This is a genomic window from Nonomuraea sp. NPDC003754 (genome assembly GCF_053605785.1).
In genome coordinates, this window is sequence record NZ_JBSGJX010000010.1 from 110455 (window position 1) to 134161 (window position 23707).

Sequence of the window (23707 nt, forward strand, 5' to 3'; positions counted from 1 at the left end):
CTGGGCTTGCCTGGGGCCGTCCTGAGGCCCGTTCTGGGTGCTGCCGGGCGCGCTCCCCCGGTCAGGCGGCCAGGCGGGCCAGCACCCTGGCGAACTCGGGTGGCGGGGCCACGACGAGCCGGGTCTGGCCGTCCTGCAGGACGATGTCGGCGCGGATCAGCGTCAGCATGCCGGCGTGCCACCAGTAGACCTGCTGGCTCAGCCCCCCGGCGCGCTCGGCGTGCAGGCGCAGCCGCTCGATGGCGCGCACGACGCCGATGCCGTCGACCGGGTAGAGCAGCAGCGTGGCGGGGTCGGGCAGGATGACCAGCACCCCGTCCTCCGGCACGGCGACGTACTGCTCGAGCCAGCGCAGGTGCGCGGCCGCGGCCACGGTACGGCCCGACAGCCGCCAGGCATGCAGCCCGGCGAGGTCGAGGTGCGAGAGCGTCAGCCGCTCGTCCTGCCGGACGTTGCCCAGCGCCAGGTCCAGCGCCTGGCCCGACGGGATGGGCCAGCATCCGGCCTCCTCGGGACGCACGAAGCGGGTCCCGACGGTCAGCAGCTCGACCAGGTCGCCGTTGAGCGAGCGGCCGACCACCCTGGTGAGGTCCTCGACCGCGTCGACCGACTCGACCCTGGTGCGCAGCAGCGGCCTGACCTGGTCGAGGTCGCACACGTCGAGCAGGTCGTCGGCGGCGGCCACCGCGTGGGTCAGGTGCTCGGAGACCAGCACGGGCCAGTCCTCGCGGGAGCGGCGGCCCGCCTCGCGGCGCAGGCCCGCCAGCCGTACCAGGATCTCCCTGCCGCCGCCGAGGGTGAGCGAGCCGCCGTCAGGGGCGAACGTGCAGGTGTAGCCGAGGGAGTCGGCGACGAGCGCGAGGAGGGAGTCGAGATCGATGTCCTCGACGGATCTCCGGGAGGGCTCCCGGTCGCGCCTGAAGAACTTCACGCGTCCCCGACCTCCGGAATCGTCGCTTTTCTCCCTATGCGTCTTACACTGCCTGCTCCATGCCACCATGCAGACCAGTAAGGGAGCACGATTCGGTATCGATAACACCAAGCGCTCCGAGCCACACAGACCTCTGTGGTGTGCCGTGCCCCACGGTCAACCCCGCGATGATCGGCACGCCCAGCGGCCCGAGCCGTTCGGCCAGCACCGGGTAGGGGTCGCCGCACTCCACCCACGAGCCGAGCGCGATTCCGCGCACGCCGTCGAAGGCGCCGGCCTGCAGCAGCTGGGTGAGCATCCGGTCGATCCGGTACGGCTGCTCGCCGACGTCCTCCAGCAGCACCAGCCTGCCCTCGAAGGACGGCTGGTAGCGGGTGCCGCACAGCGAGGCCAGCAGCGCCAGGTTCCCGCCCGCGAGCACGCCCTGGGCGCGGCCCTCGCGCAGGACCCTGTCGCCCGTGACGGGCGGCGGGGTCGTGGCGAAGAGCGCGGCCCGCAGGTGGTCCCACGTCACCGGCTCCGGCTCGGCCTCGAAGGAGAGCGGGCGGCAGGCGGGCATCGGACCGTGGAGCGTGGGCAGGCCGAGCTCGACGCCGAAGACGTGGTGCAGGGCGGTGATGTCGCTGGAGCCGAGCAGGATCTTGGGGCCCGCGGCGCGCATCTCCCGCCAGTCGAGCAGGTCGAGGATCCTGGCCGCGCCGTACCCTCCGCGCGAGCAGAACACCGCCGAGACGGCCGGGTCGCACCAGGCGGCCTGCAGGTCGGCGGCGCGGTCGGCGTCGGTGCCTGCCAGGTAGCCCTCGCGATCGAGCACGTGCCGGCCCAGGACGACCTTCAGCCCCAGCCCTTCCAGCAGCTTCACCCCCCGCTGCAGCAGCGTCGCGTTCGGCGGCCCTGACGGCGAGACGATGGCGACCGTGTCACCCGCGCCCAGGCGGAGCGGTCCTGATCCGGAGCCGGCGCCCGCTCCCGGGGTCGCCGTGGCCGATGTTGGCGTGGCCGGTTCGTTCACCCGGCAAACGGTGTCACACTTACCTGACGTATGCGACCTCCGCCCCACATTCTCGTGGTCAACGGCATCAAGGTCCGCAGGCCGGTCTTCCTGCTGGGAGCTCCTCATTCCGGCGCGGACCTGCTCGCGCGTGCCCTGAAGCGCTCCCCCGGCTTCCACATGACCATGGGCCGCCAGTCGGTGGCGCACGTGGTGCACGCCTTCGCCCGCCGCCCGTCCATCGGGCGCAGCTCGGGCGCGGTCAGGGTGCTGCGCGACTCGCTCGCCGAGTCGTGGCAGGTGCTGCCCGGCTCGTGCGGCCAGTGCGCGCTGCCGTGCCGGGAGGCGGGCGGCGTGACCGGCAGCGGTCCCTGCGTCGCCACCGCCACCGTGACACGCTTCGGCGACGCGAGCCCCGACCTGCTCTACAGCGCCGAGGTCCTGCTGCGGGCCTTCCCCGACGCCCGCTTCGTGCAGCTGATCCGCGACGGCCGCGACGTCGCCTGCGACATGGCCGCCGACCCCGACTGCCTGGCCTGGTTCAAGCCGCCGATGATGGCCGACGACACCGAGTTCCCCAACACCTTCCTCGGGATCAACCGCGACGAGCACCGCGACCGGTGGAAGACCATGCCGACGGCGGGCAAGTGCGCCCTCCGCTGGCGCAGCGCGGTGCGGCTCAGCGCCGCCCTGCGCCGGCAGCTGCCGGCCGAGCAGCTGCTCACCGTCCGCTACGAGGACCTGGTCCACTCCACCGGCGAGAGCGTCGCGTCGCTGTCGGGCTTCCTGGAGACGCGGGTGTCGAAGGTCGCGCTGTACGGCACGCGCATCCCGGAGGTGGGCGGGTGGCACACCCGGCTGCGTCCCGACGACCGCGAGCTGGTGGAGAAGGTCGCCCGCGAGGAGCTGACCAGGCTCGGCTACCTGTAGGGGCCGGGCTCGGCTGCCTGTAGGGGCCGGCTCGGCGCGGTGCGGGCGGCTCGACCGGTGGTCGCGGGGCGCGGGCTCAGGACCGCTCGCGCGCCTCGGCGGCGAACTGGGTGCGGTAGAGCTCGGCGTAGGCGCCGCCGCGGGCCAGCAGCTCCTCGTGCCTGCCGCGCTCGGCGATCGTGCCCTCCTGGACGACGAGGATCTCGTCGGCCTCGCGGATCGTCGACAGCCGGTGCGCGATGACCAGCGAGGTGCGCCCCGCCAGCGCCGTCTTCAGCGCCCGCTGCACCGCCGCCTCCGACTCGGAGTCGAGGTGGGCGGTGGCCTCGTCGAGCACGACCACGCTGGGCGCCTTCAGCAGCAGCCGGGCCAGGGCGAGCCGCTGCTTCTCCCCTCCCGACAGCCGGTAGCCGCGGTCGCCGACCACGGTGTCGAGCCGGTCGGGCAGGCCCTCGACCAGGTCGGCGATCTGCGCGGCGCGCAGCGCCTCCCAGATCTCCTCGTCGTCGGCGCCGGGCTTGGCGTAGCGCAGGTTGGCGCCGATGGTGTCGTGGAACAGGTGGGCGTCCTGCATGACGACGCCCACGGTGTCGCGGATGGAGGCGAGGGTGGCGTCACGCACGTCCAGCCCGTTGAGCCGGACCGCGCCCTCGCCGACGTCGTACAGGCGCGAGACCAGCGAGGTGATGGTGGTCTTGCCCGCCCCTGACGGCCCGACGAGCGCCACCAGCCGCCCCGGCCGGGCGGCGAACGAGACGCCCTTGAGGACGGGATTCGAGGGGCTCGTGTCCTGCCTGGCCACCGACTCCAGGGAGGCCAGCGAGACCTCCTCGGCGGCGGGGTAGCGGAAGTGCACGTCGTCGAACTCGATCGTCACCGGGCCGGCCGGCACCGGACGCGCTTCCTCCTTCTCGGCGACCATGGGCCGCAGGTCGAGCACCTCGAAGACGCGGTCGAAGCTGACCAGCGCGGTCATCACGTCGACGTGGACGTTCGACAGCGAGGTCAGCGGGCCGTACAGGCGCATCAGCAGCGCCGTGAGGGCGACCAGGGTGCCGAGCTCGAAGTAGTCGCCCACGGCCAGGACCCCGCCGATGCCGTAGACCAGGGCCGTGGCCAGGGCGGCGACCAGGCCGAGCGCGACCCTGAAGACGGTGCCGTACATGCCCACGGTGACGCCCACGTCGCGGACCCGGGCGGCGCGCCTGCCGAAGGTGTCGGCCTCCTCCTCCGGCCTGCCGTACAGCTTGGCGACCATGGCGCCGGCCACGTTGAAGCGCTCGGTCATCACCGAGCTCATCTCGGCGTCGAGCTGCATCTGCTCGCGCGTGAGCGCGGACATGCGCCGCCCCACCCACTTGGCGGGGAAGATGAAGATCGGCAGCAGGACCAGGGCGACCAGCGTGACCTGCCACGAGAGCACGAACATCGCGCCCAGCACGAGGACCAGGCTGATGACGTTGGAGACGACCGACGACAGCGTGCTGGTCAGCGCGCGCTGCGCGCCGATGACGTCGGTGTTGAGCCTGGAGACCAGCGCGCCCGTCTGGGCGCGCATGAAGAAGGCCACCGGCATGCGCTGGACGTGGTCGAAGACCTCGGTGCGCAGGTTGTATATGAGGCCCTCGCCGATGCGGGCGGAGAACCACCGCTGGGCCAGCGTCAGCCCGGCGTCCAGCGCGGCCAGCGCCGCGATCGCGACGGCGAGCCAGACGACGACGTCCGGCCGCTTGGGCAGGATGCCGTCGTCGATGATGGCCTTCATCAGTAGCGGGTTGGCGACCACGATGACCGCGCCGGCGACCACCAGCACCAGGAAGGCGGTGATCAGACCGCCGAAAGGCCGGGCATGGCCGGCTATCCGCCTGACCGTGCCAGGCCGGAGCCGCTGCTTCATGACCGACTCGTCACGGCGCAGCGATCGCATCGTCTGGGGCGCGAAGCCCCCACCCATCATCGTCATCGGCAATCTCAGCACCCGTTGGGCGGCACCGATTCCCTGATCAGCTCCCGGCGAACAGTGTCCTGATCCTGACCTGCTGCTCGGCCCGCTCGGCCGCCGCCTGCTCCTCCAGGGTGCGCCCCGCCGCGCCCTGGAGCAGCCGCTTGGTGGCCGTGGCCGCGTCGCGGTTGGTCGAAAGCAGCTCGGCCGCCTTGTCCTGTACGGCCTGCGCCAGCCCTTCCCTGCTGACGACCCGTTCGGCCAGCCCGATCCTGAACGCCTCCTCGGCGCCCACGACCCTGGCCGTGAGACAGATGTCGATCGCCTTGGCCGTGCCGACCAGATCGACAAGGGGCTTGGTCCCCGTCAGGTCGGGCACGAGCCCGAGCGCGGGTTCCTTCATGCAGAACTTGACGTCTTCGGCCACGATCCGCAGGTCACAGGCGAGCGCCAGCTGGAATCCGGCGCCGATGGCGTGACCGTGAACCGCGGCGATGGAGACGATCTCCGGACGGCGCAGCCACAGGAAACCCTGCTGGGCCTGTTCGATCCGCTGCTCGAAAGACTTCTCGTCGAGTTGTGCCGTCGAGCTGAACGAGCCCTGTCCTGGCACCCCCTCGGGTGTGAACATCCGCAGGTCGATCCCTGCTGAGAAGGACGGTCCCTCACCTTGGACCACGACGATTCGAACCTGCTCGGGCAGGTCGTCACCGATCCGAGCCAGAGCCGACCAGGTAGCGAACGTCTGTGCGTTCCGCTTGTCCGGCCGATCCAGCGTGATCGTCGCGATCTCACCGTCCACCTCGTAGCGCAGACCGGCCTCCTCGAAGGAGACGTCCGCCGCACTCCCCCCAAGCGTCGCTTCCGCCATCGCTCACTCCCGCGTGGTCACGGGTAGCGTCCCGACCTGTGACGGTCGGGTCCGCTCCCTCGCTGGTCCGTCGCGCCCGAGCCTACCGATTCCCTAGAATGAGGTTCTAGTAGGGCCCGGGCGGGACGGCACGCTGACTGGGAGACGAGCGGCTGCGGTCGCGCGTATCCGAGGCGGCCTCAGCGCTTGGACTTGCCTCGGGTGGCCCCGCCGCGTCCGCGCAGAGTCACACCGGACTCGCTGAGGATGCGGTGGATGAACCCGTATGACCGGCCGGTCGAAGCGGCCAGGGCGCGGATGCTCTCACCCGCGGCGTAGCGCTTCTTCAGATCGCCGGCCAGTTTCTCACGGTCGGCCCCGGTGACCCGGGTGCCTTTCTTCAGAGTCTCGGCCACGAGTACCTCCTGTAGTGCCAGACTTCCGCAGCGTTACTCCGCCATGATCAGTCATTTCAGCGGGATCGGCTACCTACTCCAGGGGAAAAGATCCCTACCCGCTCAAATTAAGATCAGGCAAGTGCCACAAGATCGGAAAATTCAGCGCTCCAAGCGTCTTCAGTTCCGTCAGGTAGCAAGATCACCCTATCGGGTTGCAGCGCCTCAACAGCACCCTCGTCGTGCGTAACCAGGACGATCGCCCCAGAATAGGACCTAAGTGCCGAAAGTACCTGCTCTCTGCTGACGGGGTCGAGGTTGTTCGTGGGCTCGTCGAGAAGGAGGACGTTGGCGCTCGAGAGCACCAGGATGGCCAGGGCGAGACGGGTCTTCTCGCCGCCCGACAGCACGCCGGCCGGCTTGTCGACGTCGTCGCCGGTGAACAGGAACGAGCCGAGCACCTTGCGCAACTCGGTGTCGGTGAACGTGCCGCCCGCCGACTGCATGTTCTCCAGCAGCGTGCGATCGCCGTCGAGGGTCTCGTGCTCCTGGGCGTAGTAGCCGACCTTGAGGCCGTGACCCGGCTTGACCTCGCCGGTGTCGGGCTTCTCGATGCCGCCGAGCAGCCGTAGCAGCGTGGTCTTGCCGGCGCCGTTCAGGCCGAGGATGACGACCCTGCTGCCCCGGTCGACGGCCATGCTGACATCGGTGAAGATCTCCAGCGAGCCGTACGACTTGGACAGGTCCTCGGCCGTCAGCGGCGTCTTGCCGCAGGGCAGCGGGTCGGGGAAGCGCAGCTTGGCGACCTTGTCGCTCTTGCGCACCTCCTCGGTGCCCGACAGCAGCCGGTTGGCGCGGCGCATCATGTCCTGGGCGGCCTTGGCCTTGGTGGCCTTGGCGCGCATCTTGTCGGCCTGCGACAGCAGGGCGTTGGCCTGCTTCTCGGCGTTGGCGCGCTCGCGCTTGCGACGCTTCTCGTCGGTCTCGCGCTGGGCGAGATAGGCCGTCCAGCCGACGTTGTAGATGTCGATCACGCTGCGGTTGGCGTCGAGGTGGAGGACCTTGTTGACCGTCGCTTCAAGTAGACCAACGTCGTGGCTGATGATCACCAAGCCTCCCTGATGGGAGCGCAAAAAATCCCGAAGCCACCCAATTGAGTCGGCATCTAGGTGGTTTGTCGGTTCGTCCAGAAGGAGAGTTTCTGCACCGCTGAAGAGAATTCGGGAGAGTTCGACCCTTCTGCGCTGGCCGCCGGACAGGGTCTCCAGCGGCTGCTTGAGCACCCGGTCGGGCAGCCCGAGGCTGGAGGCGATGGAGGCCGCCTCCGACTCGGCCGCGTAGCCGCCGAGGACGTGCATCTGGTCCTCGAGCCTGCCGTAGCGCTTGACCGCCCGGTCGCGCACCTTCGGGTCGTCGCTGGTCATGCCTTCCTCGGCGGCGCGCAGCTTGCGCAGCACCTCGTCGAGGCCGCGGGCCGACAGGATGCGGTCGCGGGCCAGCACCTGGAGGTCGCCCGCGCGGGGGTCCTGGGGGAGGTAGCCGATGCTGCCGGAGGCGGTGACCGTGCCCGCGGCGGGGACGCCCTCACCCGCGAGCACCTTGGTCAGGGTGGTCTTGCCCGCACCGTTGCGGCCGACGAGGCCGATCTTGTCACCGGGGTTGACGCGGAACGTCGCGTTCTCGATGAGCAGGCGCGCTCCCGCGCGCAGCTCGATATCACTGGCGATGATCATGGTTAGGAGGACACTCCCGGGCTAGGAAAGTCGGTCAGGCGGCGGGGGCCGGTCAATCGGGAGTGTGCATGGGGATCAGTGTACGGGCCGGGGCACGCCTCCTCCCCTTGTTAACGGGCTGGGCGGGGCAGGGCTTCCCGTGACGGCGAGAAGGGCGGCCCGCGGGCCGCCCTTCTCCTCGATCTTCGGTTCTCCCCTGAGGGGACTCAGCGGGCCGGACCGGCCGCCCGTCCATGGACCGGAGACAGGTCCGGATCCCCGCCACCCGGCTTCCGCCGCTTCGCGGTCCGGTGACCTGGGACACAGCGCCCCGTGAGCCGGGTCAGGGTCCGGGGTTGGGGTCCGGGGGCGGGGCAGCCGGGTCCGGGTCCGGGTCCGGGGCAGCCGGGCCGGGGGCGTTTCGGTGGTGATCGGTCAGAGGCGGGTGATGCGGACGGCGTCGGCTATGACGTAGCCGGTGCCGGAGGTCCAGCGGCTGACGCCGACGACGTCGCGATCACCGGCGTTGAGCGTGAAGGTGCCGATGCTGCGCCAGCCGCCGCCGCCCGACCGCTGGTCGACGTAGACCGTCTGGTTGCCGCTGGAGGTGGCCACGATGTAGGGGGCCGAGCTGTTGTAGCCCGGGTCGGAGGGGTACCAGACCTCGACCCGGTAGCTGCCCGCGCTGGGCAGGTTGGCCCGGTACCAGGCGGGGTCGCTGGCCGCCACGGGGTTGGCGAAGCGGTAGTCGGCGCCGTAGCGCTGGGCGGAGTAGCTGGAGGTGCCCCAGTTGCCGCTGGCCGTGAACGCGCCGGTGTTGTCGATCGTGGTGGACCACGAGCCGCCGCCACCGCCGGTCACGTACGACATGTAGGTGGTCCAGTTCCAGTACTGGCCCGGGTCGGTGTGCGTGGCGCCGGGGACCTCGTTGTGGCCGATGATGTGGGCGCGGTCCTTGGGGATGCCGTACTTGTCGCAGATGTTGCGGGTCAGGGCGGCCGAGGCCCGGTACATCGCGTCGGTGAACCACGAGGCGTCGCTGATGAAGCCCTCGTGCTCGATGCCGATGGAGCGGGTGTTGTAGGACCAGTTGCCCGCGTGCCAGGCGACGTCCTTCTCGCGGACCATCTGGGTGATGGCGCCGTCGGAGGAGCGGACCACGTAGTGCGCCGAGACCTGGGCGCTCGGGTTCTGGAACCAGGAGATCGTCCCCGCGTAGGAGCCCTGGGTCACGTGGATGACCACCCGGTCGATGGCGTAGCTCGACGGACGGCTCGACGCGGTGTAGTTGCTGGAGCTGGCGGGCACCCAACTGGCGTTCGGGTAGTCGGGGCTGGCGGCGGCCACGGCGTTCGTGTCCTTGGCGTTCAGGTCCTTGACCGTGGCGTACCGTCCACGCTCGGCGGTGACCTCCCGGGGGGCCACGCGCAGGCCCTTGGCCTTGAAGCCGAGGCCGAGCATCTCGTAGACGGCGTCGGCGTAGAGGCGGGCGAGCTCGGGCGAGGTGGCGTTGCCGTACGCGGCGACGGCCTCGTACCAGCGACCCTCCTCCTTCCTGGCGGCCTCGTCGAGGCCGAGGCCGTCGGCGAGGGAGCGCAGGACCGCGGCGCCGCCGAGGATGTTGGCCTCGGTGTCGGCGCGCAGCTTCTCCACCGGCAGGCCGGTGAGTTCGGCGGCCTTCTCCAGCGTGTGCGTGGTGGGGTTGCTGACCAGGTGCATCACGCCGTAGCCGCCGCTGGCGCTCGGCTCGCCGTTGTGGCCGTCGAGGTGGGTCTCGGCGTAGGCGATGGCGGCGAGCAGGTCGCGGGGGACGTCGTGGGCGGCGGCGGCCTTGTCGAAGGCGGCGCCGAGGGGTGTCGCCCGGTCGGCGACGGCAGGCTGACCGGTAAGGACGAGGAGGGCGGAGAGGGCAGAGGCGACAAGAGCGGCTAATCGGGTCATGAGCGCTCCTCGAGCAGGGGGTGTGGCTGCACATTAAGGGCTCTTCATGACAGATGTCGATAATTGACATTACCGCGATTGTGGATGAAAATTTCCGTCCTTCGCCGAGGAGGGGATGACCGCCGGGCGCCGGCCACGCGCCACCCGTCGCCGCGTCGCCCGGCGATCGGGATGAAGACTATTGCGTTCGTCGGCATCTTGGATGAAAAATTCCTTCTGTGACCCGATTAGCGGCGCTCTTCGCCCTCGTGCTCACCTTCCTCGTCAACCCAGCCGCCGTCCCGACAGCCGCCTCCGCAGCCGCCGCTCCCGCCACGGCGGCCTGCGTCCCCGATCCCGCCACGCCCAAGCGGCAGCTCAGGGCCATGTGGATCTCCTCGGTCGCCAACATCGACTGGCCCAGCAGGACGGGCCTGTCCGTCTCCGCCCAGCAGGCCGAGTTCCGCTCGTGGCTCGACCTGGCCGTCCAGAAGCGCCTGAACGCCGTCGTCGTCCAGGTGCGCCCGACCGCCGACGCGTTCTGGCCCTCGCCGTACGAGCCGTGGTCGCAGTGGCTGACCGGCACCCAGGGCACCGACCCCGGCTACGACCCGCTCGCGTTCATGGTCGCCGAGGCGCACGCCCGCAACCTGGAGTTCCACGCGTGGTTCAACCCCTACCGGGTGGCCAACCACGACGACCCCACCAAGCTCGTCGCGACCCATCCCGCCCGCCAGAACCCCGGCTGGCGCTTCGCCTACGGCGGCAAGCTGTACTACAACCCGGGCATTCCCGCCGTCCGCGCCTTCATCCAGGACGCCATCATGGACGCCGTCACCCGCTACGACGTGGACGGCGTGCACCTCGACGACTACTTCTACCCCTATCCGGTCAGCGGCCAGACCATCCCCGACGCGGCCACCTTCGCCCAGTACGGCGGCGCCTTCACCGACATCGCCGACTGGCGCCGCGACAACGTCAACCTCCTGGTGCGCGAGCTCGGCCAGCGCATCCACGCCGCCAAGGCGCACGTCGCCTTCGGCATCAGCCCGTTCGGCATCTGGCGCAACGCCTCCACCGACCCGCTCGGCTCGCGCACGTCGGGCCTGCAGTCCTACGACGCCATCTACGCCGACAGCCGGCGCTGGGTGAAGCAGGGCTGGATCGACTACCTGACGCCGCAGCTCTACTGGCACATCGGCTTCGCCGCCGCCGACTACGCGGTGCTCACCGCCTGGTGGTCGGAGGTGGTGCGAGGCACGAACGTGCAGCTCTCCGTCGGACAGGCCGCCTACCGCGCGGGCGCCTCCGGCCAGGATCCCGCCTGGCAGGACCCCGCCGAGCTCAGCGACCACCTGCGCGACAACCGCGGCCACCCCGAGGTGCAGGGCGACGTCTACTTCAGCGCCAAGGACGTGCGGGCCGACAGGATCGGCTCCTTCTCCCTGGTCGTCTCCGACCACTACCGCAGGCCCGCCCTGATCCCGCCCAGAGGTACGGCGCCCGCCCCGCCGTCCCCGACCGGCGTCTCGGCGACGCCGGTGTCCGGCGGGGTGAAGGTGTCGTGGCAGGGCAGCGGCGCCGCCTACGCCGTCTACCGGGGCGACCCCGCCGACCCCTGCCTGTTCACCGACGCCCGCAACCTGATCGGCACCACCCGGGGCACCTCCTTCATCGACACCTCGCCCGGGCCCGGCACGTACCACGTGACCGCGCTCGGCAGAACCCACCAGGAGAGCGCCGCGAGCTCGGGCGGCGGCGGCGGCCCGTTCAGCGTGATCGTCGACGGGCCGGCCGCCGGGTCGGCGTGGGGCACCTCGGCGTACTCCACGCAGCGCTACGGGGCCGACTACCGGTTCGCCGACCCCGTCGCCGCCAGTGACCCGGCCTGGTTCAGGACCACCGTCCCCCAGGCGGGCGCCTACCGGGTGGAGGTCTGGTACCCGGCCAACGCCGGGTACAACAGCGCGACCCCGCACCTCGTGGCCGCCGCGAGCGGAACCCAGACCGTGACGGTCGACCAGCGCACGGGCGGCGGGCAATGGCGCTCGCTGGGCACCTTCACGCTGAACGCGGGCACGTACAACGTGGTCGGGGTGAGCAGATGGACCTCGGCCACCGGCTACGTCATCGCCGACGCCGTCCGGATCACGGCGACCGGCTGAGGCGGCCGTGCGGAGTGGCCCGCATCTCCGGACGGCGGGTCACTCCGGATCGGCGACATGGATCCGGACGGCAGGTCACTCCGGATCATGAATCCGGACGGCGGGTCACTCCGGATCGGTGACGTGGATCCGGACGGCGCGGAACAGCGCGGGCGTCTCCCGCAGGACGGCGAGTCTGGGGTCGGGCACGGTGAGGAACGGCTCGGTCTCCAGCGCGAACAACGGCGCGAGGCGCCGGTCGGCACGCATCGCGTCGACCGCCTTCCTGTCGCCGCCGAACACCACCCCCGCCAGCGCCTCCAGGTGCGGCGACAGCACCTGGAGCGCGGTGTCGGCGGCGGCCTGCCAGACCTGGTCGGCCTGGTTCTGCCTGCGCCTGGCGAAGCGCTGCTGGGACCAGCCGCCGGCCGCCGTGCGGCCCTGCACGTAGCGGGAGCCGACCTTGGAGGCGACCAGTTCCGAGCCGTGGAAGACGCCCGCCGCGTAGCCGCCCAGGCGGACGAGCACCACCCCGACGAGCCGGTCGGCGCGGGCGTGCGTCACCAGCCGGGCCACCCTCGGCGGGCCCTGCGGCAGCGGCGGGAACGGGGCGTGGCACGCCGCGATCGCGCCGTCGGCGGCGGCCAGCCGTACGACATGGGTGTCACCTGTCGCCTCGAAGGGGCCGTGCCGGTCGGCGAAGCCGTCGATCCAGCGCTGGACGCGCTCGGGGGGCACCGACACCCACCGTCCCCCGCCCTTCGCCGGTCGCGCCTTCACCCTGGCAGCGTACCGGTGCCGGGGTGAAGATCCGCGAAGTCGGCCGGCGAAGATCATCCAGTGGCTACGCTGGTTGGCTTCACGACCCAGGGGGACGCATGGCAACAGTCGTGGCATTCCACGCGCATCCGGACGACGAGGCCATCCTGACCGGCGGCACGCTGGCCCGTGCCGCCGCCGAAGGCCACCGCGTGGTGATCGTCGTCGCCACCGACCACATGGGGGCCGCCGCCGACGGCGACACGACGCGCATGGACGAGCTGCGCGCGAGCGCCGCCGTCCTGGGCGTCCACCGCGTCGTCCACCTCGGCTACGCCGACAGCGGCCACGGCGCGATCCTCTACCCCGATCCGCCGGACCGCGCCCGTTTCGTCGCCGCCGACCCGGCCGAGGCCGCGGGCAGGCTCGCGGCGATCCTCACCGAGGAGCGGGCCGACATCCTGCTCAGCTACGACGCCAACGGCGGGTACGGCCACCGCGACCACGTCAGGGTGCACGAGGTCGGCAAGCTCGCCGCCGCCGAGGCGGGGGTGCCGCGCCTGCTGGAGGCGACCCTCCCCCGCGACATCGTCGCCCGGCTCATGACCGCGGCGCGCGTCCTGCGGCTGCCGCTCCGCTACGACCCCGACGCGCTCAGCCGCGCCTACAGCCCCCGCGAGGCCATCACCCACCGCATCGACGTACGCCGCTTCGCCCGGCAGAAGCGCGACGCGATCGCCGCCCACCATTCGCAGGTGGCGGGCCGCGGCAGGCCGGCGCCCGTCATGCGGGCGCTCCTCCGGCTTCCTGTCCCCGTCTTCGGGTGGGTGCTCGGCAGGGAGTGGTACGCCGAACCCGCCGCGGGAGCGGGACCGGGGCGCGTCCTCGACGACCTGTTCACCCCGGCCGCGCCGCGCTGACCCTTCGGCGGCCGCAAACCCCTGCTTCGGATGTGACCGGCGGAAACACGATCTCCGTCACCCGTGCGGATGAGGGCGGGGATCATCCGCCCGCGCGACGCGCCGGGCGCGGTCCCCGGCCGACCATGGCGGGCATGAATCGTCTTCTTCTCCTGATGCTCACCGCGCTGTCGGCCGTCCTGCTCGCGTTCGGGACGGGGCTCACGCCCGTGTGGTGGTGCGCGTGGATCGCGGCCCTTCCCGTGCTGGCCGTGGCCGTCAGATCGGGCCCATGGACCCGCACGGCCGCGGGCACGGCCGCCTGGCTCGGCGGCCAGACGCCGATGTGGGGCTACTACCTCGATGTGCTCGAGCTGCCGCCCGCGCTCGGGGCGGCGCTGATCGCCGGGACCTCGCTGCTGTTCGGTCTGGCGGTGCTCGCCTTCGGGGCGATCGCACGGCGCGGCAGGCCGCTCGTCGCCGCGCTGGCGTTCGGCTCGTCCTGGGTGGCGGCGGAGTTCGCCGTGTCGCTCACGCTGCCGCACGGCGCCTGGTGGAGCATGGTCTACTCGCAGGCCGACGTCCTGCCGGTGCTCCAGCTGGTGTCGCTGACCGGCCCGTGGGGCGTCACCTTCCTGCTGCTGGGCGTCCAGGCCGTCCTGGCCGGCCTGCCGTGGACGGCGGGCGGGCTGCTGCGGGCCGCCGGAGCGGCGGTCGTCGTGGCACTCGTGACCGGCTACGGCGCCGCACGGCTGGCCGCCGCGCCCGGCGCGGCCGGCGGTACGACGCGGGTGGCGCTGCTGGCCACCGACGAGCCGAACGACACCGTCCCCGTCGGCACCCCGCAGGGCAGGACGCTGGTCGCGCGCTACGTCGGCGCGCTGCGCAAGCTGCGCGCCGACGTCGTCGTCCTGCCCGAGAACACCTTCGCCGCCGACGCCGCCACCCTGCCGGCGCTCGCCCGGCCGCTGGGCGCGCTGGCCGCCGAGCGCCACGCCACCATCCTGGTCGGCCTCACCCTCGCCGACGGCGACGTACGCGGCAACAGCGCGCTCGCCTTCTCCGGCAAGGCCGCCCCGGTCCGCTACGACAAGCGACATCTCATCCCCGGCATCGAGTCGGCGTACGAGCCGGGACCCGCGGACGCGGTGGCCTTCCTCCCGGGATCAGGCGGCCGGTGGGCCATCGCCATCTGCAAGGACCTCGACTTCACCGCGCTCGTGCGCGACTACCGGCGGCGCGGCGCGACCGCCGTCTTCGCCCCCGCGTGGGACTTCCCCGGCGACGCGTGGATCCACAGCAGGATGGCGCTGGTGCGCGGGGTGGAGAACGGCATGACCGTCGTGCGCGCGCCCAGGGCGGGCATCCTGCTGGCCAGCGACGCCTACGGGCGGGTGCTCGCCGAGGCCCGCACCGGGCCGGGCTTCGCCTCCGCCGTCTTCACGCTGCCCGCGCCCGTGGCGGCCACGCCGTACAGCGTGCTCGGCGATTGGCTAGGCTGGGCCGGCCTCCTGCTGCTGCCCCCGACCCTGCTCGTCGGGCTGCGGGCCGCAGGGAACGGAAGGGATGGCGATGGTGCGCGCGGCCGGCTCGGCTCCGACCGTTCCGCGAAGCGGGCTCATGCGGTTCGCCCGTAGCCTGCCCACACCGCCCGCCGGGCTGGTCGACGCCGTGCTGGCAGGGGCGGTCACCGTCGCGACCGTGGCGCCCACGCTCCTGCCCACGCCCACGCCCGCGCCGTGGTGGGTGGTCCTGTCCGCGGTGGCCTCCGGCGTGCCGCTGCTATGGCGGCGACGCGCCCCCGTGCCGGTCTCCGTCGTCTCCGGACTGGCCATGACCGCGATGGTGCTGTGGGAGAAGCCGTTCCTGCCGTGGGGGCCGCTGCTGGGCGTCTACACCGTCGCCGAGCTGAGCGGCACCACCGTACGGCTGCTCGCCGCGCCCGTCGTCGGGATCGCCGTCTACGTGTCGCTGGCCGTACCGCACGAGGAGAGCGAGGTCTACCGGATGGTCGGCACCGCGTTCGTGGCCGCCTGGGCGCTCGGCGCCGGGGCGCGGGCGCGGGCCGCGCGGCTGGCCGAGCGGGCCGAGCGCGGCAGGAGGGTGAAGCTGGAGCGCGCCGCCGCGGCCGCGCTGGAGCGCACCCGCATCGCCCGCGACGTGCACGACGTCGTCACCCACTCGGTCGGGCTCATGGTCGTGCAGGCCGAGGCGGGCTCAGCCGTCCTCGGCTCGGACCCGCGGCAGGCGCAGGCGGCGCTCGACGCGGTCGCCGACACCGGCAGGACCGCGCTGGTCCAGCTGCGCGGCCTGCTCGACACGCTGCGCCGCGACGACCGCCACGACGCCGACCCGCCGGGACACCCGCCCCCCGGCCTCGACACCCTTCCCGGCCTGATCGACAGGACCCGCCGGGCGGGCCTCGAGGTGACGCTGGAGACCGGCGCCGGTCCTCACCCGGTGCCCCGCGAGACGGCCGTCGCCGCCTACCGGATCGTCCAGGAGGCGCTGACCAACGTCATCAGGCACGCCCGAGCCCGCCATGCCCACGTGGCGGTGACCTGCGCGGACGACCTGCTGACCGTCACCGTCACCGACGACGGCGCGGGCGCGGGCCCCGGCGGGCCCGGCGGCCACGGCCTGGCAGGGATGCGGGAGCGGGTCGCCGCCTGCGGCGGCACGCTGCGGGCGGGAACCGCGCCCGGCGGTACCGGGTTCGTCGTCCACGCCGAGCTTCCCCTCCCCTAGGAGTCGCGTGATCAGCGTCCTCATCGCCGACGACCAGGATCTGTTCCGCGCCGGCTTCGCCATGATCCTGGGCGTCCACCCCGACATCACCGTGGTCGGCGAGGCCGCCGACGGCGCCGCCGCCGTCGCGGCGGCCGAACGGCTGCGGCCCGACGTGGTGCTCATGGACGTGCGGATGCCCGGCATGGACGGCCTGGAGGCCACCGCGCGCATCTGCGCCGCCACGAGCGCCAAGGTCCTCGTGCTGACCATGTTCGACCTGGACGACTACGTCTACGACGCGCTGCGGGCCGGGGCGAGCGGATTCCTGCTGAAGGACATCCGCCGCCAGGAGCTGGCCGAGGCGGTCAGGGTCGTGGCCGCCGGCGAGGCGCTGCTGGCGCCCTCCGTGACCCGACGGCTGGTGGAGAGCCTGGTCCGCCGCCCTGGGCACGGCGTCGCCCCGCGGCTGGCGGCCAGGCTGGAGCGGCTGACCGACCGCGAGAGCCAGACGCTGAGACTGCTGGCGCGGGGGCTGTCCAACGTGGAGCTGGCCGCCGAGCTCGTCGTCAGCGAGAACACCGCCAAGACGCACGTCAGCCGGATCCTCACCAAGCTGGGGCTGCGCGACCGGGCCCAGGCCGTGGTGTTCGCCTACGAGTCGGGGCTGGTCGTCCCCGGCGCCCCTGCCGACGGCGGCGGGTGGCCGCTCTAGACGGGCCCAGGGCCGCGCCGGGCTGGAGACCCGGTGTGGCGTCCCAGGAACCGGGAGCGAAATGTCGGTGAATTTCCCCGCACCGGGCTTCTGGGCTGCCAGGAGCGGCCCCAGAATTTGGACGTGTCTCCCCAGACTCCCCTGCTTCCCCAGTACGACCAGGAAGCTTCCGCCGCGATCTCCCCTGTGGTCGACCTCGAGACCGGCGGTGTCATCGCGTTGCACGTGTCCCCTGACGCCGCCGAGATCGGCGCAGGAACCCTTCCCGTCATCCTCGATCTTCCCACCCACATGGTCATCGGCGGCTCGGCCGCGCTCTCGCCGCTGCACGAGGCCCTCAGGAGGTCCGGCAGGCGGCCGAGGGAGGTGATCCTCCAGGTGCACGGCCCGTGCGTGGACGCGGACAGGAAGGCGCTGCTCGTCGGGCTGGACGGCCTGCGGGCGATCGGCTACCTGGTCGCCTTCGGCGGCCTGGGCGTCGGCAGCCTCCCGATGGAGCTGATCATCGAGGCCGCGCCGTACCTCATCGTGCTCGCCCCCGAGCTGGTCGCCCGCGTTCCGCAGGATCCCAGGAGGTCGGCGGCGGGCGAGGCGCTGGCGACGCTGGCGCGCGGCATCGGCGCGCACGTGCTGGCCCCCGCCATCGCGCAGGAGGCACAGCTGGCGGCCGTGCGCTCGTGGGGCACCCGGCTGGCGGAGGGACCGCTGCTGCGGCCGGGACCGGACGGCCGGGTGCGGGTGCCGCTACCGGTGCGCAAGCCGTCGCAGGCCGACCTGATGCTCGGACCGCGCGTGCACGAGCTGCTGATGCCGGCCGTGTCGCTGCCCGCCGGGGCGACGGCCGAGGAGGCGGTGGAGGCGTTCGGCACCGAGCCCTCGATCACCAGCGTCATCCTGGTGGACGAGTACCAGCGTCCCGAGGGCAGCCTGGACCGCAGCAGGTTCCTGCTGTCGATCGCGGGGAGGTACGGCCACGCCCTGCACGCCAAGAAACCGGCGCTGCGGCTGGCCGACCCGCCCAGGACCGTTCCCAAGACCACCCCTGCCATCGCCGCGATGCAGGTCGCGGGGCGCGACACCGCCCGCGTCTACGACGACCTGGTGGTGACCGACGAGGTGGGCAGGTGCATGGGGATCGTCAGGGTCAGCGACCTCATGCGGGTGGCCAGCGGGCCGTACCGGTGACCCGCGCGGGGCCGGCCGCGCTCGTCTCAGAGATCCTTCTCCAGGATGACGGCCAGGGCGGCCACCTCGGCCAGCCGTACGGCCGCATCCGGTACGGCCCGCCCCTCGAGCACGTGCCGCCGCGCGGCAGCCACGGGCACGTCGACGAGCGCGAACGTGACCCGCTCCAGCCCGTCGGCGCCCGGCACCCGCTCCGCCAGCTCGCGCAGCGCCGCCATGACGTCGGTGTTGAGCGCGTCGAGCTGCGCCCCCAGCTCGGCCGGCCAGCGCTCGCGCAGTTCGGCCACGTTGTGCGCGAGCAGCAGCCGCGCCTCGTCGGGGTGCTCGGCCGACCAGCGCACCACGTGCGCGGCCGCGGCGCGCACCGCCTCGGCCAGGTCGGGCCTGCGCACGGCGCGCAGGAAGCCCTCCTGGAAACGCCGCACGGCCCTGATCCACAGGTGTGCCAGCAGCAGGTCGCGCGAGCCGTAGCGGTGGTAGATGGATCCGCTCGGCGCGCCCAGGCGCGCGGCGACGGCGGTGACGGTGACGGCCTCGTGGCCGCCCTCCGCGGCGAGCGCCGCGGCGGTGTCGAGGATCTGGTCGGCGCCGAACTTGGCTGGTCTTCCCACATCGGCACGTTAGCGTGCTAGGAAGGAAGTCGTGCTGAACAGGCGGACGTTGCTGGTGGGCGGAGCGGGCGCGACGCTGGCGGGCTGCACCGCGCCCGCCGAGGGCCCGAGGCCGGTGACGGACGACTGGGCCTCGGTGCGCGCGCAGTTCGCCCTCGACGCGAAGGTGGCCAACTTCGCCGCGTACGTGCTGGCCGCCCACCCGGCCGTGGTGCGCGCGGCGATCCAGCGCCACCGCGACGGGCTCGACGGCGACACCGCCGGATACCTGGAGGCCGATGACCGCGACGCCGCGGTCCGGGCGGCCGCCGAGCGCTACCTCGGCGCCGAGGCGGGCCAGGTCGCGCTCACCGACAGCACGACGATGGGCCTGAGCGTGATCTACTCGGGCTTCCGCCTGCGCCCAGGCCAGCACGTGCTGACCACCGAGCACGACTTCTACGCCACGCACGAGAACCTCAGGATGCTGGCCGAGCGCACCGGCGCCCGGGTCACGCGCGTGCGGCTGTACGACGACCCGGCCAAGGCCGACGCCGGGCGGATCGTGGCGGCGCTGAAGGCGGGGCTCACCCCGCGCACCCGGATCGTCGCGGTCACCTGGGTCCACTCCGGCACCGGCGTCAGGCTGCCGATCCGCGCCATCGCCGACATGCTCGCCGAGGCCAACCGCGACCGCGACGAGGCCGACAGGGCGCTGCTGTGCGTCGACGGCGTCCACGGCTTCGGCGCGCTGGCCGACTCCGTCGCCGACCTCGGCTGCGACTTCCTGGCCTCCGGCACCCACAAGTGGCTGTTCGGCCCGCGCGGCACCGGCATCGTGTACGGCAGGGCCTGGGAGCACGTCGCCCCCATCATCCCGAGCTTCAGCGGCCCGGGTTTCAGGGCCTGGTTCGGCCGTACCGCGCCCACCGGGCCTGGCGGTCTGGTCAACACCCCCGGCGGCTACCAGACCTTCGAGCATCGCTGGGCGATGGCCGAGGCCTTCGCCTTCCAGACCTCGATCGGCAAGCAGCGCGTGCACGAACGGACGATCGAGCTGGCCACCCGCCTCAAGCAGGGCCTGGCCGCCGACCGGCGGGTGCGGCTCATCACGCCGATGGATCCGGCGCTGTCGGCGGGGCTGGTGTGCTGCGAGATCGACGGCGTGACGCCCTTCCAGGCGACGGAACGCCTGCGCGCCCGGCGCATCCTGACCAGCACCACCCCCTACCAGCAGGTCTACCTGCGCTTCGGCACCTCGATCCTGGTCAGCCCCGAGCAGGTCGACCAGGCCGTCAAGGCGGTCGCCGCGCTCTAGCGCGGCCTCACAGCCACCCCTGCTCCCTGGCCCGCCGGACGGCCTCCATGCGGTTGCGGGCGTGGGTCTTGCCGATGGCCGACGACAGGTAGTTGCGCACCGTGCCCTCCGACAGGTGCAGGCGGCGGGCGATGTCGCCGATCGTGGCGCCGTCGACGGCCGCCGCCAGGACGTCGCGTTCGCGGGGCGACAGCGGGTTGGGCCCCGCGCTGAGCGCGGCGGCGGCCAGAGCCGGGTCGATGACCCGCTCCCCCTCGTGGACCCGGCGGATGGCGGCCGCCAGCTCGCGCGCGGGGCTGTCCTTCACCAGGAACGCCACGGCGCCCGCCTCCATGGCCCTGCGCAGGTAACCCGGCCTGCCGAAGGTGGTCAGGATCATCACCCTGCATCCGGTGGCGGCGATGGTCGCGCCCGCGGTGATGCCATCCACACCGCCAGGCATCTCGATGTCCAGCAGGGCGATGTCGGGCCGTACGGCTGCCGCCACGGCGACGGCCTCCTGCCCGTTGGCCGCCTCCCCCACCACCTCGATGTCGGGCTCCAGGTTGAGCAGCGAGGCCAGGGCGCCGCGGACCATGCTCTGGTCCTCCGCCAGCACGACCCTGATCATGCGGGTACCGCCACCCACAGCCGGAAGCCGCCCGCCTCGCGGGGGCCCGCCTCGATCGAGCCGCCCGCCGCCCTGACCCGTTCGGCCAGGCCGGCCAGGCCGCTGCCGGTCGACTCGGGCGGACCGCCACGCCCGTTGTCCACGATCTCCAGCGTGGCCGCCGTCCCGTCGTAGGTGACGTCGATCTGGCAGCGGGTGGCGTCCGCGTGCCGTACGACGTTGGTGACGCCCTCGCGGGCCGCCCACCCGAGCAGGCCGTCCAGGGCCTCGGGCAGCGGGGTGCCCGTGACGCGCACCACCGGCTCGGCCCCCGCGGCCCGCAGCACGGCGCGCGCGTTGTCCAGCTCCTCCGACAGCTCACGCTGGCGGTACCCGGTGACGGCCTCGCGCACCTCCGTGAGCGCCTGCCTGGCCACCTTCTCGATGTCGCCCACCTCCTCCTGGACCCGGCCCTCGGCCAGACGCCCCGCCAGCTCGCTCTTGAGCACGATCAGCGACAGGCTGTGGCCGAGCAGGTCGTGCAGGTCGCGGGCGATGCGCAGCCGCTCGTCGGCCGCGGCCAGCCTGGCCACCTCGTCCTGCGCGGTGCGCAGGCGCTGGGCCAGCAGCCGGGTCCTGCGCACGCCCATGAACAGGATGCCGAGCGTGACGACCTGCAGGCCGAGGATCACGATGGTGGCGGCGTCGCTGCCGGACAGCAGGCCGCAGCCGACGACGGCCGCCAGCATGCCCGCGATGCCCGCCGCGGCGGGACGCGGGGACAGGATGAAGGAGTACAGGACGGTCGTGTAGACGGGCAGGGTCAGCCAGCCCTCGCCGAAGACGGCCGCTCCGGCGACCGCGACGACGGTGGTGAGCGCGAGCAGCGGGTAGGTCCAGGGGCTGCGCTCCTCGAAGGTGCGGGGACCCACCGTGGTGGCGATGTAGGAGGCGGCGAAGACGACGAGGGTCACGCCGCCCCACGCCGCCCTGGCGCCGGTCACCGCGCCGGTCGCGATCTCCGAGGCGGGGAAGAAGAGGTAGACGAGCCCGACCGACATGCCCGCCAGGCGCCTGCCGCGGGAGGGGACGTCGCCGGCGCCGAAGGTCATCAACGACTGGCCCGAGGTCATCCCCGTACGGTAGCCCTCCGGTACGACCATGTCGCCACCAGACCCAGGGCCACCGCCCAGCCGAGCACGACCAGCGCGTCCCCGAGAGGCAGGCCGTGGCCCTCGGTGATGCTCCACCCCATCTCGGCGTAGTGGTAGGAGGGCATGAGATGGGCGATGGTCCGCATCGCGCCGCCCATGACGTCGGCGGGGAACCACAGGCCGCCGAGGATCGCGAAGGCGAACATGCCGATCATGGAGGCGGGCTGGGCCACCTCGGGCGGCAGCAGCGAGCCGATGGTCAGGCCGAGCGCCACGAACGGAACCGCGCCGAGCCACAGCGACAGCACGAGCGGGATCCACTGCCCGGGGGGCAGCGACACGTGCCTGACCAGGATCGCCGCGAGAGCCACCAGGGTGAGCGCGGGAAGGACCAGGGTCATGGCGGCGGCCAGCTTGGTCACGATGATCATCCAGCCGGGCAGCGGGGTGATCTGCAGCTGGCGCAGCCAGCCCGACTGCCGCTCCTGCGCCCACGGCATCGCGGTGCTGACCAGGGCGGCGGCCATCGCGCCGTAGGCGGCCATCGAGACCATCAGGTAGACGTTGGCAGTGACCCCGCCGCTCGCCACCTGGTCGCCGTAGATGCCGGCGTTGATCAGGTAGATCACCACGGGGAAGGCGACGACGAAGATGATGTAGCGCCGGTTGCGCAGCATCCTGACGATGTCGGTTCTGGCGTAGTGGAGCATGCTCAGGACTCCTTGGTGAGGGCCAGGAAGGCGTCTTCGAGGTCGGCACCGTCGAGCCGGAGGTCGCGGACGTCGAGCGTGGTGCCCCGGTAGAGCGCCGCCACCGTCGCGTCGGCGTCGGTGGTGCGCAGCGTGGCCGTGCCGTACGCGATCTCCACGGCGGTGACGCCGGGCAGCGCCGCCAGGCCCGCCGCCGGCTGGGCGCCGATCGAGAAGCGCACGCTCTGGCCGCCCACGGCGGCCTTGATCTGGGCCGCGGTCCCGTCGGCCACCACCCTGCCCCTGGCCACGACGACCACCCGGTCGGCGTGCTCGTCGGCCTCCTCCAGGTAGTGGGTGGCGAACAGCACGGTACGGCCACCGGCCGCGTAGTCGCGCATCCCGGCCCAGAAGCGCAGCCGCGACTCCACGTCCATGGCCGCCGTGGGCTCGTCGAGCAGCAGGACCCTGGGCGCCCCTGCGATGGCCAGGGCGAACCTGACGCGCTGCGTCTGCCCGCCGGACAGCCGGTCCGCGCGCCGCTTCGCCAGGTCGGTGAGGTCGGCGAGCTCGAGGGTCTCCTCGAGCCCCATGGGGTCGGGGTACAGCCGCCTGACGAGGTCGACCAGCTCTCTGACGGTCAGCTCGGGGATGAGCGCGCCGTCCTGGAGCATCGCGCCGAGCTCGCCCGCGGCCACGGCCGCGTCGGGGGTCCGGCCTAAGATCCCGATCGTGCCCGAGGTGGGGCGCAGCAGGCCGAGCAGCATGCCGATGGTGGTCGACTTGCCCGCCCCGTTGGGGCCGAGCAGCGCGACCGTCGTGCCCTGCCCGATGGTGAGGGACAGCTCCTCGACGGCGCGGACGTCCCCGTACGCCTTGCTGACCTGGTGGAATTCGATGGCGTTCATGGAGACGACGCTAGAGGCGGCTCCGGCGCGGGGGCAGTGCCGTCTGTCCGGCGCTCGCCATGACATTTGTCAGACGCCACCGGCGCCGCCGCTTCGCCCGCTTTCCGGAGCCACCCCCGGCCGTCGGCCACGGGTCTCCTCAGCGCGGTGACGTCACGGGCCGGATCTCCCGGACGACCAGGAGATCGGCGTCGTGGCCTGGCCTGATGCGGCCTTCCTTGCCCGCCAGGCCGCACACGTCGGCGGCGACCGAGGTGGCGGCGCTCAGCGCGGACCTCCCCGTGACGGATGGCGGCGCCGCCGGATCCCGCCGCGCGGCTTCGTCGTGAATCCGCGCGGCGGCGGCCTGTCGCCGGTCA

The 23707-nt window shown here is 72.5% G+C and carries 21 protein-coding genes; 8 read left to right on the forward strand and 13 right to left on the reverse strand.

Annotated elements, in window-relative coordinates; all coding sequences use genetic code 11:
- Nucleotides 1-61: 61 nt before the first annotated feature.
- Nucleotides 62-931: a hypothetical protein gene (locus ACWEVS_RS15285; RefSeq protein ID WP_452551955.1), complete on the reverse strand. Its 870-nt coding sequence runs from the start codon at nucleotides 929-931 to the stop codon at nucleotides 62-64.
- Between the two features lie 43 nt (nucleotides 932-974).
- On the reverse strand, nucleotides 975-1943 hold the full coding sequence (locus ACWEVS_RS15290; protein ID WP_452551957.1) for a S66 peptidase family protein: 969 nt from the start codon (nucleotides 1941-1943) through the stop codon (nucleotides 975-977).
- 30 nt (nucleotides 1944-1973) lie between these two features.
- Here ACWEVS_RS15290 and ACWEVS_RS15295 point away from each other — a divergent pair, with 30 nt between their 5' ends.
- On the forward strand, nucleotides 1974-2852 hold the full coding sequence (locus tag ACWEVS_RS15295) for a sulfotransferase family protein (RefSeq protein WP_452551958.1): 879 nt from the start codon (nucleotides 1974-1976) through the stop codon (nucleotides 2850-2852).
- 76 nt (nucleotides 2853-2928) lie between these two features.
- Here ACWEVS_RS15295 and ACWEVS_RS15300 read toward each other — a convergent pair whose 3' ends face one another.
- From ACWEVS_RS15300 to ACWEVS_RS15320, 5 genes are all read right to left on the reverse strand, one after another.
- Entirely contained in the window at nucleotides 2929-4815 is a 1887-nt protein-coding gene (locus ACWEVS_RS15300; RefSeq protein ID WP_452551960.1) for an ABC transporter ATP-binding protein, read from the reverse strand.
- Between the two features lie 40 nt (nucleotides 4816-4855).
- Complete coding sequence (locus ACWEVS_RS15305; protein WP_354907067.1) at nucleotides 4856-5665, reverse strand: enoyl-CoA hydratase/isomerase family protein; 810 nt, start codon at nucleotides 5663-5665, stop codon at nucleotides 4856-4858.
- 179 nt (nucleotides 5666-5844) lie between these two features.
- Entirely contained in the window at nucleotides 5845-6060 is a 216-nt protein-coding gene (locus tag ACWEVS_RS15310; protein ID WP_020547488.1) for a helix-turn-helix domain-containing protein, read from the reverse strand.
- 113 nt (nucleotides 6061-6173) lie between these two features.
- Entirely contained in the window at nucleotides 6174-7772 is a 1599-nt protein-coding gene (locus ACWEVS_RS15315) for an ABC-F family ATP-binding cassette domain-containing protein (RefSeq protein ID WP_354907068.1), read from the reverse strand.
- 414 nt (nucleotides 7773-8186) lie between these two features.
- Nucleotides 8187-9692, reverse strand: a complete 1506-nt coding sequence (locus ACWEVS_RS15320; protein ID WP_452551962.1) for a golvesin C-terminal-like domain-containing protein — start codon at nucleotides 9690-9692, stop codon at nucleotides 8187-8189.
- A gap of 218 nt (nucleotides 9693-9910) precedes the next feature.
- On the opposite strand from ACWEVS_RS15320, the gene ACWEVS_RS15325 reads away from it, so the two are divergent.
- Complete coding sequence (locus ACWEVS_RS15325; RefSeq protein ID WP_452551963.1) at nucleotides 9911-11836, forward strand: family 10 glycosylhydrolase; 1926 nt, start codon at nucleotides 9911-9913, stop codon at nucleotides 11834-11836.
- A 105-nt stretch (nucleotides 11837-11941) separates the two neighbouring features.
- On the opposite strand, the gene ACWEVS_RS15330 is transcribed toward ACWEVS_RS15325, so the two are convergent.
- Entirely contained in the window at nucleotides 11942-12595 is a 654-nt protein-coding gene (locus ACWEVS_RS15330; RefSeq protein ID WP_354907071.1) for an acVLRF1 family peptidyl-tRNA hydrolase, read from the reverse strand.
- A 98-nt stretch (nucleotides 12596-12693) separates the two neighbouring features.
- Here ACWEVS_RS15330 and ACWEVS_RS15335 point away from each other — a divergent pair, with 98 nt between their 5' ends.
- The 5 genes from ACWEVS_RS15335 (at nucleotide 12694) to ACWEVS_RS15355 (ending at nucleotide 18100) form a co-directional block, all read left to right on the forward strand.
- Nucleotides 12694-13494: a PIG-L deacetylase family protein gene (locus tag ACWEVS_RS15335; RefSeq protein WP_449925603.1), complete on the forward strand. Its 801-nt coding sequence runs from the start codon at nucleotides 12694-12696 to the stop codon at nucleotides 13492-13494.
- Nucleotides 13495-13628: 134 nt separating this feature from the next.
- Complete coding sequence (locus ACWEVS_RS15340; protein ID WP_452551965.1) at nucleotides 13629-15110, forward strand: nitrilase-related carbon-nitrogen hydrolase; 1482 nt, start codon at nucleotides 13629-13631, stop codon at nucleotides 15108-15110.
- Complete coding sequence (locus tag ACWEVS_RS15345) at nucleotides 15094-16221, forward strand: sensor histidine kinase (RefSeq protein ID WP_452551966.1); 1128 nt, start codon at nucleotides 15094-15096, stop codon at nucleotides 16219-16221. Before ACWEVS_RS15340 ends, ACWEVS_RS15345 begins: the two co-directional genes overlap by 17 nt.
- Before the next feature lie 7 nt (nucleotides 16222-16228).
- Nucleotides 16229-16915 carry a response regulator gene (locus tag ACWEVS_RS15350; protein WP_452417863.1) on the forward strand — a complete coding sequence of 229 codons (687 nt, stop codon included), beginning with the start codon at nucleotides 16229-16231 and terminating at the stop codon, nucleotides 16913-16915.
- A gap of 123 nt (nucleotides 16916-17038) precedes the next feature.
- Nucleotides 17039-18100, forward strand: coding sequence for an EAL domain-containing protein (locus tag ACWEVS_RS15355; RefSeq protein WP_452551968.1), 1062 nt, complete (start codon nucleotides 17039-17041; stop codon nucleotides 18098-18100).
- Nucleotides 18101-18126: 26 nt separating this feature from the next.
- Here the strand turns inward: ACWEVS_RS15355 and ACWEVS_RS15360 are convergent, their stop codons facing one another.
- A complete protein-coding gene (locus tag ACWEVS_RS15360; RefSeq protein WP_449925617.1) occupies nucleotides 18127-18711 on the reverse strand; it encodes a TetR/AcrR family transcriptional regulator in 585 nt (194 codons plus the stop codon).
- A 31-nt stretch (nucleotides 18712-18742) separates the two neighbouring features.
- Here ACWEVS_RS15360 and ACWEVS_RS15365 point away from each other — a divergent pair, with 31 nt between their 5' ends.
- Entirely contained in the window at nucleotides 18743-20008 is a 1266-nt protein-coding gene (locus ACWEVS_RS15365; protein WP_452551970.1) for an aminotransferase class V-fold PLP-dependent enzyme, read from the forward strand.
- Between the two features lie 7 nt (nucleotides 20009-20015).
- Here ACWEVS_RS15365 and ACWEVS_RS15370 read toward each other — a convergent pair whose 3' ends face one another.
- Genes ACWEVS_RS15370 through ACWEVS_RS15385 form a run of 4 tightly spaced genes read right to left on the reverse strand, consistent with a single transcriptional unit; the run spans nucleotide 20016 to nucleotide 23348 of the window.
- Nucleotides 20016-20618, reverse strand: coding sequence for a response regulator (locus ACWEVS_RS15370; RefSeq protein WP_452551972.1), 603 nt, complete (start codon nucleotides 20616-20618; stop codon nucleotides 20016-20018).
- On the reverse strand, nucleotides 20615-21760 hold the full coding sequence (locus ACWEVS_RS15375; RefSeq protein WP_452551973.1) for a sensor histidine kinase: 1146 nt from the start codon (nucleotides 21758-21760) through the stop codon (nucleotides 20615-20617). The genes ACWEVS_RS15370 and ACWEVS_RS15375 overlap by 4 nt, the downstream gene beginning before the upstream one ends.
- Nucleotides 21727-22461, reverse strand: coding sequence for an ABC transporter permease (locus tag ACWEVS_RS15380; protein ID WP_452417856.1), 735 nt, complete (start codon nucleotides 22459-22461; stop codon nucleotides 21727-21729). The genes ACWEVS_RS15375 and ACWEVS_RS15380 overlap by 34 nt, the downstream gene beginning before the upstream one ends.
- A 2-nt stretch (nucleotides 22462-22463) precedes the next feature.
- Complete coding sequence (locus ACWEVS_RS15385) at nucleotides 22464-23348, reverse strand: ABC transporter ATP-binding protein (RefSeq protein ID WP_449925630.1); 885 nt, start codon at nucleotides 23346-23348, stop codon at nucleotides 22464-22466.
- Nucleotides 23349-23707: the final 359 nt, after the last annotated feature.